Annotated in this window: 16 protein-coding genes and 1 pseudogene; 9 read left to right on the forward strand and 8 right to left on the reverse strand. The window is 63.8% G+C overall.

What is annotated here, in order from left to right; genetic code table 11:
- The 3 genes and pseudogenes from EN939_RS03685 to EN939_RS03695 form a co-directional block, all read right to left on the reverse strand.
- Positions 1–714, reverse strand: a pseudogene (locus EN939_RS03685) (glutamine synthetase); the annotation flags it as partial.
- A 5-nt stretch (positions 715–719) separates the two neighbouring features.
- Positions 720–2,003 carry a nucleotide disphospho-sugar-binding domain-containing protein gene (locus EN939_RS03690; RefSeq protein ID WP_127266966.1) on the reverse strand — a complete coding sequence of 428 codons (1,284 nt, stop codon included), beginning with the start codon at positions 2,001–2,003 and terminating at the stop codon, positions 720–722.
- A gap of 10 nt (positions 2,004–2,013) precedes the next feature.
- Positions 2,014–3,174: a GntR family transcriptional regulator gene (locus EN939_RS03695; protein ID WP_236382938.1), complete on the reverse strand. Its 1,161-nt coding sequence runs from the start codon at positions 3,172–3,174 to the stop codon at positions 2,014–2,016.
- 18 nt (positions 3,175–3,192) lie between these two features.
- Here EN939_RS03695 and EN939_RS03700 point away from each other — a divergent pair, with 18 nt between their 5' ends.
- The 9 genes from EN939_RS03700 to EN939_RS03745 all read left to right on the forward strand — a co-directional run bounded on the left by EN939_RS03700 (position 3,193) and on the right by EN939_RS03745 (position 11,087).
- Entirely contained in the window at positions 3,193–4,257 is a 1,065-nt protein-coding gene (locus EN939_RS03700; RefSeq protein ID WP_127266967.1) for a polyamine ABC transporter substrate-binding protein, read from the forward strand.
- Positions 4,258–4,497: 240 nt separating this feature from the next.
- A complete protein-coding gene (locus EN939_RS03710; RefSeq protein WP_127266981.1) occupies positions 4,498–5,340 on the forward strand; it encodes an ABC transporter permease in 843 nt (280 codons plus the stop codon).
- Entirely contained in the window at positions 5,333–6,127 is a 795-nt protein-coding gene (locus tag EN939_RS03715) for an ABC transporter permease (protein WP_127266969.1), read from the forward strand. Before EN939_RS03710 ends, EN939_RS03715 begins: the two co-directional genes overlap by 8 nt.
- Complete coding sequence (locus tag EN939_RS03720) at positions 6,124–7,197, forward strand: ABC transporter ATP-binding protein (protein WP_127266970.1); 1,074 nt, start codon at positions 6,124–6,126, stop codon at positions 7,195–7,197. The genes EN939_RS03715 and EN939_RS03720 overlap by 4 nt, the downstream gene beginning before the upstream one ends.
- A gap of 12 nt (positions 7,198–7,209) precedes the next feature.
- Positions 7,210–8,484, forward strand: coding sequence for a glycosyltransferase (locus EN939_RS03725; protein WP_127266971.1), 1,275 nt, complete (start codon positions 7,210–7,212; stop codon positions 8,482–8,484).
- The gene (locus tag EN939_RS03730; RefSeq protein WP_127266972.1) at positions 8,481–8,831 is read left to right on the forward strand and encodes a cupin domain-containing protein; all 351 of its coding nucleotides are present in this window, start codon (positions 8,481–8,483) and stop codon (positions 8,829–8,831) included. The genes EN939_RS03725 and EN939_RS03730 overlap by 4 nt, the downstream gene beginning before the upstream one ends.
- A gap of 17 nt (positions 8,832–8,848) precedes the next feature.
- Positions 8,849–9,190 (forward strand): cupin domain-containing protein, encoded by a 342-nt coding sequence (locus EN939_RS03735; RefSeq protein WP_127266973.1) that lies wholly within the window; start codon positions 8,849–8,851, stop codon positions 9,188–9,190.
- Between the two features lie 23 nt (positions 9,191–9,213).
- Positions 9,214–9,558 carry a cupin domain-containing protein gene (locus EN939_RS03740; RefSeq protein ID WP_013528939.1) on the forward strand — a complete coding sequence of 115 codons (345 nt, stop codon included), beginning with the start codon at positions 9,214–9,216 and terminating at the stop codon, positions 9,556–9,558.
- A 20-nt stretch (positions 9,559–9,578) separates the two neighbouring features.
- Positions 9,579–11,087, forward strand: coding sequence for an aldehyde dehydrogenase family protein (locus tag EN939_RS03745; protein WP_127266974.1), 1,509 nt, complete (start codon positions 9,579–9,581; stop codon positions 11,085–11,087).
- Between the two features lie 145 nt (positions 11,088–11,232).
- On the opposite strand, the gene EN939_RS03750 is transcribed toward EN939_RS03745, so the two are convergent.
- The 5 genes from EN939_RS03750 to EN939_RS03770 form a co-directional block, all read right to left on the reverse strand.
- Entirely contained in the window at positions 11,233–11,997 is a 765-nt protein-coding gene (locus tag EN939_RS03750) for a hypothetical protein (protein WP_127266975.1), read from the reverse strand.
- A gap of 298 nt (positions 11,998–12,295) precedes the next feature.
- Positions 12,296–13,057, reverse strand: coding sequence for an SDR family NAD(P)-dependent oxidoreductase (locus tag EN939_RS03755; protein ID WP_127266976.1), 762 nt, complete (start codon positions 13,055–13,057; stop codon positions 12,296–12,298).
- A gap of 10 nt (positions 13,058–13,067) precedes the next feature.
- The gene (locus tag EN939_RS03760) at positions 13,068–13,880 is read right to left on the reverse strand and encodes an ABC transporter permease (RefSeq protein ID WP_127266977.1); all 813 of its coding nucleotides are present in this window, start codon (positions 13,878–13,880) and stop codon (positions 13,068–13,070) included.
- A complete protein-coding gene (locus EN939_RS03765; protein WP_127266978.1) occupies positions 13,880–14,743 on the reverse strand; it encodes an ABC transporter permease in 864 nt (287 codons plus the stop codon). Before EN939_RS03765 ends, EN939_RS03760 begins: the two co-directional genes overlap by 1 nt.
- Positions 14,744–14,807: 64 nt before the next feature.
- Positions 14,808–15,971: an ABC transporter substrate-binding protein gene (locus tag EN939_RS03770; protein WP_127266979.1), complete on the reverse strand. Its 1,164-nt coding sequence runs from the start codon at positions 15,969–15,971 to the stop codon at positions 14,808–14,810.
- Between the last annotated feature and the right edge of the window lie 12 nt (positions 15,972–15,983).

Raw genomic sequence — 15,983 nt, forward strand, 5'->3', positions numbered from 1 at the left:
CAGCAGCACCTTGTCGGCCAGCGGCAGCGCATCGCCATGCAGGAAGTTGATCTCAAGCTGCGCCGTACCCGATTCATGGATCAGCGTGTCGAGCGGCAGGCCGGCCGCCGCCGCATAGTCATAGACTCGGCGGATCACCGGCTCGAACTCCTCGAGCGCGGCCATGTCATAGGGATGCTGCACACCCTCGGCACGGCCATTGGCGCCGATCGGAGCGGTCAGCGGCTGGTCCGGATCGGGATTGGGCGCGGTCAGATAAAATTCGAGCTCCGGCGCCACCACCGCCCGCCAGCCGCGCCTGGCGTAGAGGTCGAGCACGGCGCGCAGCACATGGCGCGGCGAGGCCATCCAGGGCCGGTCGTCCATATGGAAGGCATCGGCGAAGACATAGGCCTTGCCGGGAGCGGCACCCGGCGCCAGGCACAGCGTCGAGACATCGGGCACCATGCGCATGTCCGGGTCCGAATAGGCAAAACCCTCGTCGATCGAGCCGGAGTAGCGGCCGTCGATGCTGACCAGGAAAGCGCTGCTCGGCAGATAGAGCGCGCGATCTTCCAGCGCCTGGAGGAATTTGGCCGTCGGCAAGGCCTTGCCGCGCAGGACGCCGTTCGTGTCGGGCACCAGGCACTCGACTTCGTTGATCCCGTGCCGGGCCAGCCAGGCCTTGGCGTCGTTGCCGCTGGAGAGCGAGATATTCGTGTTGTTGTCAGGCATTTCGTTCATGTCCGTATCAAAGAGAGTATGGCTTGGGCGGCCACATCCGTTCCAGGTTTCAGCGCCATTTGGGCTGCATTGTCCTTGAGGCGGGCGCGCATGGCATCGTCGGCCAGCAGGCCGAGAATCGCTTTCTCCAACACTCCTTCGGTCCAGGCGTCGCGGCCGATATGGTCACCGACGCCGGTTTCTCCGGCGCGGCGCGCATTGTCGTGTCCGTCCCAGCAATAGGGCATGATCAGTGACGGCACGCCGAAGCGCAGCGCTTCGCAAAAGCTGTTGTTGCCGCCGTGATGGATGAACAGGTCTGACTTCGCCACCACCGAGGGCTGCGGAAACCAGGCGTCGAGATAGACATTGTCCGGCACCGCACGGTAGGCGTCGCGCAGGCCGCCGGCATTGACAATAAAGCGCGCCGGCAGCCTGTCGAAGACGACCAGCATGCGCTCGATCAGGCCGACATCCATGGCGCCGAGGCTGCCGAAGCTGACATAGACTAGCGGCCCCTTGTTGCGCGGAAACACCGGCACTTCGAACGGCCCTTCCGAGCGCACGCAGCCTTCGAGATAGACGAAGCGCGTGGGATCGAGCGGCTCGGCGCGCTCACGACGCACGATCGAAGGCGTCAGCAGCAAATTGAGGTCGGGCGACGCCTCGAGGAACAGGCCCTTCGGCAGCGACGCCAGGCCGGCATCCATGCGAAAGCGATTGAAGCGGTCATGTGCGGGCGCGCAAGCCGCCAGATACCTTGCCTCGAACGCCGCGCGTTGCGGGTCATCCGCACCAAGCCCCGACAGGTAGGGCGGCACATTGGTGTCCGGCAGCTCGGTCTCGGCGCAGGAGACGACACGCACCCAGGGACAGCCGGCGGCTGATATCGCCGGGAACATGATGACATTGTCGAGCACCACCGCGTCCGGCTTCAGCCGCGCCAGCAATTGGCGCAGCGGCGCCTCGGCATTGACCGCAGTGTCGACGATGGCCTGCCAGGTCGGCGCGACATAGGTTTCCAGCTGGTCGATCGGGCTCAGCCGGAAATGCGGCAGGTGCCGGCGCACGAAGGCCTGCCAATAGCTCTGGCGTTCGCTGTCGCTCAGCGGCTCGTCGGTCGGCAGCTGGTATTCCTGGAAACCATAGTCGGCAAAGACGCCGGAAAAGCCGGCATGGCAAATGAAGACGGGCCGGGCTCCCTTGGCACGCAATGCCTGCGCGATGCCGACGCAATTCAACGCCGCGCCGAAACTGGCTTCGGGAAACAGCGCGATGGTCGGGCTGGCTTTACGCGTCAATTATTCCTCGTCATTCCGGCCGGCTGATCATGCCGAACAGGGCGGGCGCCCCGCGACTGGCCGCCTGCGGTCGCTGGTTGCGGGAAAGCCGCAGGTGGATACGAAGCAGATCGGCCGCCACCTCATACTGCAGGCTTTCAAGATGGTCGAGTATAACAAGGTGTTCGCGCAGCGATTGCCGCAGGCGGAAGACGTTGACGCCGGCATAGATGCCCGGCAGCCGGCGCAGCCTGAGATGATCGGCCAGCGCATCAGCAACGAAGCGGTTGGCGCAGCCCTCAGCGAGCATGCCGTGAAAATCGATGTCCAGCCGCTGGAACTCGCGTGTATCGAATGCGGCGTCCGGCAGCGCCACCAGCGCTTCCATAGCCTGGCGCAACGTCGCCGCCCGCGCGCCGTCCAGCCGGAAGCCCGGCGTCAGGATGGCCGCGGGTTCCAGCAGCAAGCGGAACTCATAGCTGTCGCCTTGCGCCTCTGGATCGTCGGGCGTGCGCCGAAACAGCCAGGACTGGCCAGGCGCTCGGTCCAACAAATTCTCTTCGGTCAGTTTGTTAAGTGCTTTTAGTACCGTCTTGCGCTCGGCACTGTAGCGCCGTATCAGCCCCGCGACGGTCACCGTCTGGTCCAGCCGACGCGCCGACCGGTCGCGCAGGATCGCCTCGGCCAACTCGTCCTCCTCGGCGGCGGGCAGTTCCGTGGCGACTGAAGCCTGCGCGGTGAGGTCGATGGCCAGGTGATAACCGGAATCTGCCTCCCAGCGCACGACACCCCGTTCAGCGAGCAGGCCGAGAGCCGCCCGCACCGGCGTGCGCGAGACATTGCACAACGAAGCGATCTGCTGCTCCGGCAAGCGTGCGCCGGGCTCAAAACCGCGCTGCCGCGCCACATCCAGGATGCGCTGCGCCAGATCGAGGTGGTTGGTGCGAGGTCGTCGGGCTGCGGCTTGCATGACTGGTCTCGTGGAAAACGACATGACCGCATTGATCTGACCGATCGCCCGCACGGACGCAATCGGCCAGATTCCACGATCGCTTAGCAAATTATGGATTGACGTACTTTTTTCTGCAATAGTACTGTCAGGGCAATCGGCGAGAAAAAGACCGAGGGAACGGGATCGAGGCAGCGGCAAGGGTCGCAGGCGTTGGTCCGGCGAATGCAATTCGACGATCAACCGAAATGGGAGTCTGTCATGACCGCTACCAGCCTGCGGCGCCGTGCGCTGAAAACATCTTCGATCGCACTTGGCCTGGCCTTGGCGCTGTCCGCGCCGGCGACGGCTGCCGACCTCGTCATTTCCAACTGGGACGGCTACATGGCGCCTGACGCCATGGCCGCCTTCAAGACCGCCACCGGCGTGTCGGGCGAAGTGGTGGTGCACGCCACCAATGAAGAGATCATGGGCAAGCTCATCGCCGCCGGCGGCAAGGGCTATGACGTGGTCTTCGTTTCTTCGCCCTTCGCCGAGGTGCTGAACAAGCTCGGCCTGACCGAGCCGATCGACCACGCCAAGATCCCGAACCTCACCAATCTCTATCCCGAGGCAACCAAGCTGCCGCACGATGCCGGCAATGCATTCTCGGTGCCCTACACCTGGGGCACGACCGGCCTCTGCTACCGTTCGGACCTGATGAAGGTTGCGCCCACCAGCTGGAGCGACCTGCTCGCGCCATCCGACGAATTGAAGGGCAAGACCACCATGCTGGCGACCGACCGCTGGCTGCTGGCTGCTGGCCAGCTCGACAAGGGCTATTCGGTCAACGAAACCGACCCGGCCAAGATGGCTGAGGTCAAGGATCTGCTGATCTCGGCCAAGAAGACCCTGCTCGCCTATGACGACACCACCTTCTATTCCAAGCTGGTGTCCGGCGAGGCGCTGATGGTGCAGGCATGGGACGGCTGGTGCAATTACGGCATCGCCGAAAAGCCAGAGATCAAATACGTCATTCCCAAGGAAGGCTCCGACCTCTGGGTTGACACGATGGTGGTGATGAAGGCCTCCGCCAACAAGGATGCCGCCTTCCAGTTCATCAACTTCATGCTCGACGCCAAGAACCACGCCTGGGCGGCGCAGAACATCGACTACAAGGTGCCGAACAAGCCAGCCATGGAAAGCCTGCCGGCCGATTTCCTGGCCAAATTCCCCAACATGGCGATGCCGGTGGCCGATCTCGTCAAGTTCGAGCAGTTGCGTGACGTCGGCGACGCCCAGCGCGACTATTCGAAGATCGTCAGCGAGATCAAGGCGGCGCAGTAGGGACTGTTCCAACAGCATCTTGGAATTAAGCTTGCGTTCCATGTCGCCCCCCTCTGGCCTGCCGGCCATCTCCCCCTCAAGGGGGGAGATTGGCTGTGGCGTCGCTTTCGCCAATCTTCGATATCTGGATGTAAGCGAGAGGTTCGAGCTGCTGATCTCCCCCCTTGAGGGGGAGATGGCCGGCAGGCCAGAGGGGGGCGCTCCTCCGTGAAATACACCCCCTCCCGCTCCTCCCTCCTGATGGCCCCGGCGCTGGCATGGCTCGCCGCCTTGATAGTGGTGCCGTGCGCGCTGGTGCTGGCGCTCGCCTTCTTCCGGCGCGGCATCTATGGCGGCATCGAATACACCTTCACGCTGGAGAATTTCGGCCTGGTCTTCGACCCGCTCTATGCCGGCATCTTCCTCAATTCGGCGCGCATCGCCGGCACCGCCACCCTGATCGCGGTGGTGATCGGCTATGCCGCCGCCTACGCCATCGCAGCCGCCCCGCGCCGGTGGCAGCCGGTGTTCCTGTTCTTCGCCGTGCTGCCGTTCTGGTCCAATTACCTCATCCGCACCTATGCGTGGATCGTGCTGCTCAACCGCGAAGGCCTGATCACGCAGTTGTTGCGCTGGTTCGGCTACACCGGCGAGCCACCATCGATGCTCTATACGGAAGGCGCGGTCATCGCCGGCCTCGTCTACAACTATTTGCCCTTCGTCATCCTCGCCTGCTACGCGCCACTGTCGCGCCTCAACCCGGAACTCGCCGAGGCCTCGCGTGACCTCGGCGCCTCCGCCGCCACCACATTCCGCCGTGTCATCCTGCCGCTGACCGTGCCGGGCATTGCCGCCGGCGCAGTGTTTGTCTTCGTGCTGTCGATCGGCAATTTCGTCACGCCCGCGCTGCTCGGCGGCGGCCGCTTCCAGATGATCGGCAACCTCGTCTACGACCAGTTCCTGACCGCCAACGACTGGCCGTTCGGCGCCGCGCTCGCGATGGCGCTGATCGCCATCATGCTTCTGGTGCTGATGGCGCAGGCGCTGGCCGCCAATCGCGCCTCGGGCCACGCCGCGCAAGCCGGCGGAGGCACCGATGGCTGAGCGCTCCCCCGCCACGCGGCGCACGCTCTGGCTCGTGCTGAGCCTGGTCTTCGCTTTCCTCTACATCCCGATCGCCGTGCTGGTGGCGCTGTCTTTCAACGAAGGTGGGCTGCCGACCGCATGGTCGGGATTCTCGCTGAAATGGTATGCCTCGCTGGCCTCGAACAGCGCCATCCTGTCCGCTGCGCTCAACACGCTGATCGTGGCGCTGGTGTCGACCGCAATCGCAACATTGCTCGGCACGCTGCTGGCGATCGGCATCGAGATGCGCCGGCAGTACGGCAAGGGCCTCGAAGCGCTGATCTTCGCGCCGATGATCATTCCCGACATCGTGCTGGCGATCGCGCTGCTGTCGTTGTTCTCCATGCTCAACCTGACCATGGGCCTGCACACGATCATCCTCGCCCATGTCGTCTTCAATCTCGCCTTCGTCTGCTCGGTGGTGCGCGCAAGGCTGAAGAGCTTCGACTGGTCGATCGTCGAGGCCTCCGCTGATCTCGGCGCCTCCGCGCTCACCACGTTCAGGCGGGTGACATTGCCGGTCATCGCGCCGGCGGTGATCGCCGGCGCGCTGCTCGCCTTCACGCTCTCGGTCGACGAGTTCATCATCGCCTTCTTCACCGCCGGCGCCGGCCGCGCATCGACGACGCTGCCGATGCAGATCTACGCCATGATCCGCTTCGGCATCACGCCGGAGATCAACGCGCTGGCGACCATAGTCATGGCGGTCTCGATCACCGCGCTGACCCTGTCGCAGCGGCTCAACCGTGGGATCATAGGCCAATGAGCGAACCCCGCACGCTTCTGGCCATCGATCATGTGTCGAAAAATTTCGGCCGGGTGACCGCCGTCGACGGCATCTCGCTCGACATCCGCGAGAATGAGTTCTTCGCGCTGCTCGGCCCGTCGGGCTGCGGCAAGACCACGCTGCTGCGCATGCTGGCAGGCTTCGAGACGCCCAATGAGGGGCGCATCCTGCTCGACGGCCGCGACATTGCCAAAACCCCGCCCAACAAGCGGCCGGTCAATCTGATGTTCCAGTCCTACGCGCTGTTTCCGCATATGAGCGTCCGCGCCAACGTCTCCTACGGCTTGGAGATGGAGCGCTTGCCGGCGTCGGAAATCCGCTCCCGCGTCGACGCCATCCTGGCGACAACCGAGCTGGTCCCCTTCACCGACCGCAAGCCGGAGCAACTGTCGGGCGGCCAGAAGCAGCGCGTCGCGCTCGCCCGCGCGCTGGTCAAGCGGCCGCGCCTGCTGCTGCTCGACGAGCCGCTTGGCGCGCTCGACAAGAAACTGCGCGGCGCCATGCAGCTGGAACTGAAGCGCCTGCAGCACGAGGTCGGCATTACCTTCGTCATCGTCACCCACGACCAGGAGGAGTCGCTTGTGATGGCCGACCGCATGGCGGTGCTCAAAGACGGCAGACTGCTGCAATGCGACACGCCGCACGCGATCTACGAGCATCCGGCCGACCGTTTCGTCGCCGACTTCATCGGCGTGATGAATTTTGTGCCCGGTAAAGCCGCCACCGACGGTGTAGTGGCTGCCAACGGAGCGCGTATCGCCGGCAAAGTGCCCGCCACACTCACAGCCGGTGCATCTGCTGTCGCGTCGGTGCGGCCCGAGCGCATCCGGCTGTTCCCATCGGTGGAGACCGCCAACCGCACCACCGGCACGGTCGAGGCGCTGGCCTATCAGGGGCTCGACCTACAGCTGCATGTCCGCACACCTCTGTCCCCAAAGCCGTTCCTGGTGCGCGTCACCGCTGATGCCGCCGACCGCCGGCCGGTCGCGTCGGGAGATCAGGTCGAACTCGGCTGGGACGCCGCCGATGTCAGAGTTTTCGCAGAATAAAGGAGAAGCCTGATGGCGCAGAAGACGATCGCGTTTTTTCCAGAAGCGGCCTACGGCCCGGCGCTCAATTCCGTCGGCATCGCCCAGGCGGTCGAGGCGCGCGGCCACAAAGCCGTTTTCCTGTCCGACCCCGGCTTTGTCGATGTCTACAAGGGCTACGGTTTCGAGGCGCATCCGGTGAACCTGTCGGAGCCGATGCCGCCCGAGCAGATGGCGAAATTCTGGGAGGATTTCATCAACGGCCACATCCCGAACTTCCGCAAATCGCCTTACGATCAGGTCGACAATTACGTCAAGGATTGCTGGACGGCGATCGTCGACAGCGCCAAATGGGCGCAGAAGGATCTGCCGCGCGTTCTCTCAGCCATCAAGCCGGATGTGATCTGCGTCGACAACGTCATCCTGTTTCCGGCCATCAAGCAGTTCGGCAAACCCTGGGTGCGCGTCATCTCCTGCTCGGAAAACGAGATCGACGACGAGGACATCCCGCCCCATCTCTCCGGCTGCGGCGAGAACGACCACGCCGGTCACCAGCGCTACCGCGATCATTTCAACGCGGTGATCAAGCCGATCCATGACGACTTCAACGCCTTCCTCGCCGCCAACAACGAGGCGCCTTATCCGATCGGCCAGTTCTTCGAGGCCTCGCCCTATTTGAACCTGCTGCTCTATCCCGAAGCGGCAAAGTTCAAGCGCCGCCACCCGCTCGACCCGGCAAAGTTCCAGTATCTGGAAGGCTGCGTGCGGCAGGAGAAACCCTACACGGTGCCGACATTCGCCAAAAACAATGACGGGCCGCTGCTCTATGTCTCCTTCGGCAGCCTCGGCGCCGGCGATGTCGACCTGTTGAAGCGCATTATCGCGACGCTGGGCAAGACGCGCTACCGGGCTCTGGTCAATGTCGGCGGCTACAAGGACCAGTACACGGACGTGCCCGCCAACGTGATCGTCGAGAGCTGGTTCCCGCAGCCTTCGGTTATCCCGCAGGTCGATGCGGTGATCCACCATGGCGGCAACAACTCCTTCACCGAGTGCCTCTATTTCGGCAAGCCGGCGATCATCATGCCCTATGTCTGGGACGGCCACGACAACGCCACCCGCGTAGAGGAAACCGGCCACGGCTTCGGCATGCCGCGCTACGACTGGACCGATGCCGAGCTGATTGCCAAGATCGAAACCTGCCTGACCGACCCGGCGATGAAAGCCAAGCTGGCGAAGACATCGGCGCAGATGCGCGCGCAGAATGGGCCGGAGAAAGCAGCCGGGTTGCTGGAGACGCTGCTATGACCTCCTCCGCTCCCCACCTCCACCAGGCCTCCACCCGCGCCGATCTCGTCGACTGGGGCGCCCAGCCGGATGCGTTGGACGGTGCCTCCCACTCGACCGGCAAACTCGTGCACAAAGGCCCGAACAACCAGCCGGAATCCGGCATCTGGGTGTGCACGCCAGGCCGCTGGCGCCTGAGCATCCCGCGCGATGAATTGTGCCATTTCGTCGCCGGCCGCGCGACCTACCGGTCCGATGTCGGTGAGCTGATAGAAATCTCCGCCGGGACCGTGGTCATGTTCCCTGCCGGCTGGACGGGTGAATGCACCGTGCATGAGACCATGCGCAACGTCTACATGCTGGCCTGACCACGGAGCTTGACGACATGCCGACACCGTACTGGCCGAAGGCCTCGAGCGTGGAACTGGAGGACTGGGGCGCGGGCAGCAACACGCTCGCCGGTTCGCCGCGCGCCTCGGGCAGGGTCCTGTCCCGGAACCCGGACGGATCGAGCGAATGCGGCCTGTGGTCATGCACGCCGGGTACGCGCAAGGTCACCTTTGGCGCCGACGAGTTCTGCCATTTCCTCTCAGGCCGTGGCAGCTATGTCCATGACGACGGCGAAGAGATCCCGGTCGAGGCCGGCACGCTGGTGTTCTTCCCCGCCGGCTGGACCGGCATCTCCATCATCAGGCAAACGCTGACCAAGGCCTTCATGTGCCGCTGAGCACTCTTTTCAAGGAAATCGACATGACCACACCCATCATGAAATCCCCGCTCACCATTACCGACCTCGTCGACTGGGGCGTCATCCCGACCATGATCGAGGGGCAATCCCACACCTCGGGCAAGCTGCTGTACAAGGGGCCGGAAGGCCGCTCCGAATGCGGGCTTTGGGTCTGCACACCAGGCAAATGGCACTGCCATGTCACCCGCGACGAGTTCTGCCACTTCCTCGAAGGACGCTGCACCTACGTCCACGAATCCGGCGAGGTCATCGAGATCGAACCGGACACCGCAGCTTTCTTCCCGCAGGACTGGAAGGGCGTCTGCACCGTCCATGAGACGATCAAGAAGGTCTACATGATCCGCTGAGCGGATCCGAGAGGATGTCCATGGATTTCTCCCCTGACCGGCCGACCTTCTTCGTCAACCCGGACTACCAGCCGATGGCAGGCACGGCAAAGCCGGTGATCGATCCGGCGACGATCGAAACAGTCGGCGCCATCGCTGCAGCCAGCGATAGCGAGATCGATGCCGTGCTCACCACCGCGACCAGGGCGCAGGCCGCCTGGAAAAAGCTCGACGCCAAGAGCCGCGCCAAGCACCTGCATGCCGTCGCCAACGCCATCGAGGTGGCCAACTTCACCCGCTGCGCCGAGCTGATGGTGCGCGAGATGGGCAAGCCCTACCCCGAAGCGATCGGCGAGATCGCCAACTGCGCGCCGATCTTCCGCTACTACGCCGAGATGGCGCGCGACGATGCCGGCAAGATCGCCGGCACGACGCAGGCCGGTTCGTTCCAGTATGCGCGCTACGAGCCCTATGGCGTATCCGTCCACATCATGCCCTACAACTTCCCGATCCTGCTGATGTGCTGGACGGTCGCCGCATCGCTCGCCGCCGGCAATGCCTGCGTCATCAAGCCGGCCGAGGCGACGACGCTGTCGACGCTGGACTACATGACCGTGTTCCGCTCGCTGCCGGAAGGGCTGGTCTCCTGCCTGCCTGGTGGAGCGGCCACGGCGCAGGCGCTGATCGCCTCCGAACGCACCCATGCGGTTGCCTTCACCGGCTCGGTCGCCGCCGGCAAGGCGGTGGCGGTGGCCTGCGCCGAACGCATGAAACCTTGCGTCATCGAGGCCGGCGGCAGCGATCCGCTGATCATAAGCGAGCATGCCCCGCTTGAGATCGCGGCGGCCGGCAGCGTCACCGCGGCCTTCCATCTCACCGGCCAGGTCTGCACCTCCGCCGAGCGTTTCTTCGTCGTCGATGCCGTTCATGACCGCTTCGTCGCGCTGTTCGCCGAAAGGACCCGGGCGCTGCGCATCGGCAACGGCATGGACAAGACCGAGATCGGCCCGCTGGTCAGCGAGGCCGCTCGCACCAAGGTCATGCGGCTGGTCGACGATGCCATCGCCCACGGCGCCGAGGCGGTCACCGGCGGACGCATCCCTCCGGCACACAACACGGGCTGGTTCTACGAGCCGACGATCCTGACCGGCGTCACCCCGGACATGGCAATCGTGCGCGAAGAATGCTTTGGACCGGTCGCCGCCATCTGCCGGGTCAGGGATTTCGACGAGGCGATCCGGCTTGCCAATGACAGCCCGTTCGGGCTCGGCGCCTCTGTCTTCACCACCGATCTGGCCGAAGCCCACGAGGCGGCTGAACGGCTCGAAGCCGGAATGGTCTGGGTCAACAACCCGCTGATCGACAATGATGCCCTGCCCTTCGGCGGCTGGAAGGCCTCGGGCCTCGGCCGCGAGCTCGGACGCCAGGGGCTCGACGCCTTCCGCCGCTCCAAAATGGTGATCATCGACCACAAGCCTGCAATCCAGGAATGGTGGTATCCGTACCCCGACAGCTGGTTCCGCGAGACCGGTGGCCGCAAGCACGTCTGAGTGTTTCGAACCTCGCCAGCTCCGGATAGCCAGCTCGGTGGCTATCCTGGGATAGCCAGTCCATGGCCGGGAAAAAGCGATGCCGCCGGGCGAAACCCGGCGGCATCTTTCTTCGATTGGCTACTGCCGTTTCAACGGCAAGTCGTTACGGCGTCGTTTCTGCTTCCATCGCGGCGGCCGTCTGGTCGATCTTGTCGGCAAGGACGCCCTGAGCCCAGGACGTGACCGCAGCGTCGACCGGCTTGTTGGCCATATCCGCCAGTGCCGCGTCGAGCGATGCATCATCGGTGCCGACCTCTGCCGCGGCAGCCGCCTCATTGGCGGCGGTGACCTCTGCCTCCTGGGCAGTGATTTCGGCCTCCAGATCCGTTATCCTCCCAGGCAAGGCCGCCTGATCTTCGGGCGTCATGGCCGCAATCTGCTCGGGCGTCAGCGACGTCAGCGCGGTCAACTGAGAATTCAGCGCATCCAGCTTCTCCTGGGCCGCTTCAGCGGCGGCCTGAGCAACCTTGGCTTTGGCGGACTGCGTCACGAAGGCCTGGATGGCAGCGAACTTCTTGCTCTTCGAGTTCATATAGGCGTTGATGTTGCGCTGAAGCGAGTTCAGCCGACCGAGCTTGGCGTGGATGTTCTTCTCCTTGGGAACCGACGAGACCTTTGTGGTCTTGTCGACCGTGGTGTCGTCCGTTTTGGCCTTTGCCACCTGCCCCCGAGCCGACGAAGACTTGCCGTGCGAACCGCCGCTCTTGCCATTGCTATTGCCGCCGTTACCGCCGGCATTGCCCCCGCCGTTGCCGTTGCCACCGCCATTGCCGCCGCCGTGCCCGTTGCCGCCGGCTCCGGCGAGCGCCGGAGACGCCAGAAGCGCCAATGCGGCAAGCGCCGCGAACAGAGTTTTCCGGTTTGTCATGGTAATCTCCTCGGGAATCGTCACCTGGCCCGACCGCTAGTGACCGTCCTATGAGAAATCGCTAATTGTACAGAGTAAACTTTAGACAAATGCTGTCTCAATACGCGATCTGCCGATCAGCCCGAAGCATAACCATCTGATATTAAACACGAATCAGCGCTCTTGAACGGCGATGGCACTGAAGTCCCATGCCGGCAGGACTATAGTCCTGCCGGAATCCAGCGGCATGGGTGAAAGTCGTGACGTGGTATATCGGAAAGGCTTTGAAACAGGGCAATTGATAAAGAAAGCACAAGTCTCAGCCGATACTTTCACCGCCGTCGATTACCAGCGCCTGGCCGGTCATGAAGGATGAGCGGTCGGAGACGAGGAACAGGATCGCTTCCGCGATCTCATCGGCGCTGGCCCAGCGTCCCATCGGAATCTTGGTGCGGACATAGGTTTCGATCGCCTCGCGTCCGCCCATCTGGGCGATGAACGGTTCGTTGAACGGCGTGTCGACCCAGCCCGGGCAGAGCGCGTTGACGCGGACATTGTGCCGGGCATAGTCGAGCGACATCTGCCGCGTCATTGCCACTACCGCGTGTTTGGAAGTGGCGTAAGCGATCATCTCGCGGTCGTAGAACACGCCCGAATTGGAGGCGGTATTGAGGATGACACCACCGCCTCGTGCGACCATCGACGGCATGACCATCCTGGCCGCCAGGAACTGCGCCCGCACATTGACCCGCCATGACGCGTCCATGCCGCCGACCTCGACCTCGGTCAGCGTTCCGCCGACCTGGATGCCGGCGTGATTGTGCAGGATGTCGATGCGCCTGTGCCTCTCGATCGTGCCGGCAATGAGCTTTTCCAGCGCCCCATCGTCCGCGACGTCAGTGGCGATCGCCTCGGCCTGCCCGCCCACTGCCCTTATGTCCGAAGCCGTTGCTTCGCCGGCGGCCTGATCCCTGTCGGCGATGACGACCACCGCGCCTTCCCTGCCCATGATCATGGCGCCGGCGCGCCCGATGCCGGAGCCGGCGCCGGTCACGACGGCGATGCGGTCTTTGAGGATCATGATGCGACTTTCAGTTCGACGGCTTGCGCTGGCGCAATTGCCATTGGGCAAGCACCACAAGCAGCACGGAAGCGACGAGCACGATCGTCGCGATGGCGTTGATCTCCGGCGTCACGCCGCGCCGGATCGACGCGAAGACATAGATCGGCAGCGTCGTCTGCGCCCCGGCGACGAAGAAGGCCACAATGAAATCGTCGAAGGAGAAGGTGAAGGCGAGCAGGAAACCGGCAACGACGGCCGGCATGATCTGCGGCAGCACGATCGAGCGGAACGTCGTCAATGGCGTGGCGTAGAGATCGCTCGACGCCTCGACCAGATTGCGGTCGAGGCTGCCGAGACGCGTGCCGACGATCATCGTCACCAGCGCCATGGAGAACAGGCCGTGCGCCGCGATGATCGAGCCGTAGCCGAGCGCCAGGCGCGGCGGCTGGTCGTCGGGCCAGATCGAGGCGAGGAACGGATTGACGACCGTGAACAGCTGGACGAGCGCGACCAGTGTCGAAATGCCGATGACGACGCCCGGAACGACGATCGCGGCGCCCAGAAGCGCATCGAAGACCGCGCGTGTTCTGATGCCGACGCGCGCCAGGCCGAGTGCCGCCGCAGTGCCGCACAACGCCGCCAGCAAGGCGCTGGTGGTGGCGATGAACAGGCTGTTCTTCAGCGCTTCGACCAGGAACGGGTTCGCCAGCGCCTTGCCGTACCATTGCACCGAAAAGCCGGTGAACTCGCTGGCATGGTGGCCGGCGTTGAAGGAGAACAGCACGACCAGTGCGATCGGCAGATAGAGGAAGGCGAACACCACAATGACGAAGGCGCGCATCAGATCAAATCCACCCGGCGGGCGCCCGAAACCCGGGTCGAAATGCGATTGGCGGCAATCAGCACCACCACCGAAACCAGCACCAGCGTGATCGCGATGGCCGAACCGAACGGCCAGTTGCGCGATTGCAGGAACAGGTCGACCAGCGCATTGCCGATAAAGAACACCTTGCCGCCGCCAAGCAGCGTCGGGATCAGATATTCGCCCAGCAGCAGGATCATGACCAGCGAGAAGCCGGTCATCACGCCCGGCAGCGACAGTTTCAGGGTCACGCCGAGGAAGGTCGAGAGCGGCGTCGCGCCGAGATCGGCGGAGGCTTCCAGCAGCCGGCGGTCGAGCCGCTCAAGGCTGACATAGATCGGCAGGATCATCAGCGGCAGGTAGCCATAGACGATGCCGAGCAGCACCGCGCCCGGCGTGTTGATCAGCCTGATATCCTCGAAACCGATATAGGACAGCAGAGCCGGGATGCCGCGCCCGCCCAGGATATACATCCAGGCATAGGTCCGCATCAAAAGGCTGGTCCAGAACGGAATGACGACTAGCGCCAGCAGGATCAGCCGCCAGCGCTGCGGTGCGCGCAGAGCAAGATAATAAGCAACGGGATAAGCGACGAGCAGACAGGCGAGCGCCCCTATCGGCGCCAGCACCATCGTGTTCCAGAAGGCAGCCGCCCGCGCCGGAAGATTGGCATATTGCGCGAAGGTGAAAGCCGCTTGATAGCCGCCTTCCGGCGCCCGTTCGCCGACGCTGAACACCGCGATGGCAATGAATGGCAGCACCAGAAACACCACCAGCCACGCGGTCGCCGGACCGAGCAGCATGGCGGTCGTGAGGTTGTGACGAAATCTATTGCCGCGCATTGAAAACCGCCCCGATACCGGCGGACATATGCCCGCCGGTCAATTGTCCGCGCCAGACCGCCCCTCAGGCCGACTTGAAGCGCGCCATCAGCTCTGCGCGGCCGGGATCTGTCAGCGTTGCCGCCGCGCCGAATTCCAGCGGCGTCAACAGGTCGGCCGCCGGATAGAGGATCGGATTGTCGAGCACTTCCTTGGGCAGCAGCTTGTTGACCCGCGCATCGGTCGACGGCGCACCATTGGCCAGATGCTCCTTCACCGCCACCTGCGGGTTCATCAGGTAGTTGAGCAGGGCGTAGCCGGCCGGCTTGTTCGGCGCATCTTTCGGAATGGCGTAGAAATCGGTCCAGATCTCGCCGCCTTCCTTGCCCAGCACATAGGCGATCTCGGGAATGTCGCGATGCAACTGCGCGCCATCGTTCGTCCAGCACATCGTCATCCAGGCGTCGCCGGCGCGCATGCCCGGCTGGTAGTCGGAGGAGACCGCGAACAGATGCGGCTTGACCTTGAGCAGCAGTTCCTCCGCCTTGGCGAGCTCGTCTTGCTTCAACGAGTTGAACGAATAGCCGTAATATTTCAGCGCATTGCCGATCGTGGTCAGCTGGTAGTCGTGCACCATGGTGCGGCTGTCGCCTTCGGCCATGGCGGTATCCCAGAACTCCTTCCAGGTGGTCATCGGCTTGGTCAGCTTCTTCGTGTTGACGGCAAAGCCGGTGGTGCCCCAGTTCTTCGGCACCGCATAGGTCACCGCATCGATCGTGCCTTCCCCAGTGAAGCGGGGATCTTGCTGCGAGCCGTCGAAATTCGGCAGCTTCGCCATCTCCAGCGGCTCGATGATGCCGAGTTTCTTGTAGGTGGAAATCGTGTAGTTGGTCGGCACGAACAGGCTCCAGCCCGAGGCTCCGGCCTGCAGCTTGGCCAGCATCTCCTCATTGGAGCCGAACACATTGACCTCGACGGCGACGCCGGTGTCCTTCTTGAAGTTCTCGAAGGTCGCCGGATCATGATAGTTCGGCCAGGTGGCGATCGACATGCGGTCGCCAAGGCTTTCCGCGGCGAAGGCCGGTGTCGGCATGATGCCGATCTCGCGCGCCATCACCGCCGTGGCAATGCCAAGGCCGGTAAGGCCGAGGAAGTCGCGGCGGCCGATCGAGCCGCGCTTGAGGCGCATCAACTGGTCGACGAATTTCTCGGAACTTATCGGCAGTCCGTCACGATATGATTTCGACATGTTTATCTACCC

The organism is Mesorhizobium sp. M7A.F.Ca.CA.002.05.1.1 (assembly GCF_003998335.1).
Lineage (GTDB): Bacteria > Pseudomonadota > Alphaproteobacteria > Rhizobiales > Rhizobiaceae > Mesorhizobium.

Bases quoted from the DNA above. Each gene is read 5' to 3' on its own strand.
- EN939_RS03700 (WP_127266967.1), top strand. From the start codon at position 3,193: ATGACCGCTACCAGCCTGCGGCGCCGTGCGCTGAAAACATCTTCGATC.
- EN939_RS03710 (WP_127266981.1), top strand. From the start codon at position 4,498: ATGGCCCCGGCGCTGGCATGGCTCGCCGCCTTGATAGTGGTGCCGTGC.
- EN939_RS03715 (WP_127266969.1), top strand. From the start codon at position 5,333: ATGGCTGAGCGCTCCCCCGCCACGCGGCGCACGCTCTGGCTCGTGCTG.
- EN939_RS03720 (WP_127266970.1), top strand. From the start codon at position 6,124: ATGAGCGAACCCCGCACGCTTCTGGCCATCGATCATGTGTCGAAAAAT.
- EN939_RS03725 (WP_127266971.1), top strand. From the start codon at position 7,210: ATGGCGCAGAAGACGATCGCGTTTTTTCCAGAAGCGGCCTACGGCCCG.
- EN939_RS03730 (WP_127266972.1), top strand. From the start codon at position 8,481: ATGACCTCCTCCGCTCCCCACCTCCACCAGGCCTCCACCCGCGCCGAT.
- EN939_RS03735 (WP_127266973.1), top strand. From the start codon at position 8,849: ATGCCGACACCGTACTGGCCGAAGGCCTCGAGCGTGGAACTGGAGGAC.
- EN939_RS03740 (WP_013528939.1), top strand. From the start codon at position 9,214: ATGACCACACCCATCATGAAATCCCCGCTCACCATTACCGACCTCGTC.
- EN939_RS03745 (WP_127266974.1), top strand. From the start codon at position 9,579: ATGGATTTCTCCCCTGACCGGCCGACCTTCTTCGTCAACCCGGACTAC.
- EN939_RS03750 (WP_127266975.1), bottom strand. From the start codon at position 11,997: ATGACAAACCGGAAAACTCTGTTCGCGGCGCTTGCCGCATTGGCGCTT.
- EN939_RS03755 (WP_127266976.1), bottom strand. From the start codon at position 13,057: ATGATCCTCAAAGACCGCATCGCCGTCGTGACCGGCGCCGGCTCCGGC.
- EN939_RS03760 (WP_127266977.1), bottom strand. From the start codon at position 13,880: ATGCGCGCCTTCGTCATTGTGGTGTTCGCCTTCCTCTATCTGCCGATC.
- EN939_RS03765 (WP_127266978.1), bottom strand. From the start codon at position 14,743: ATGCGCGGCAATAGATTTCGTCACAACCTCACGACCGCCATGCTGCTC.
- EN939_RS03770 (WP_127266979.1), bottom strand. From the start codon at position 15,971: ATGTCGAAATCATATCGTGACGGACTGCCGATAAGTTCCGAGAAATTC.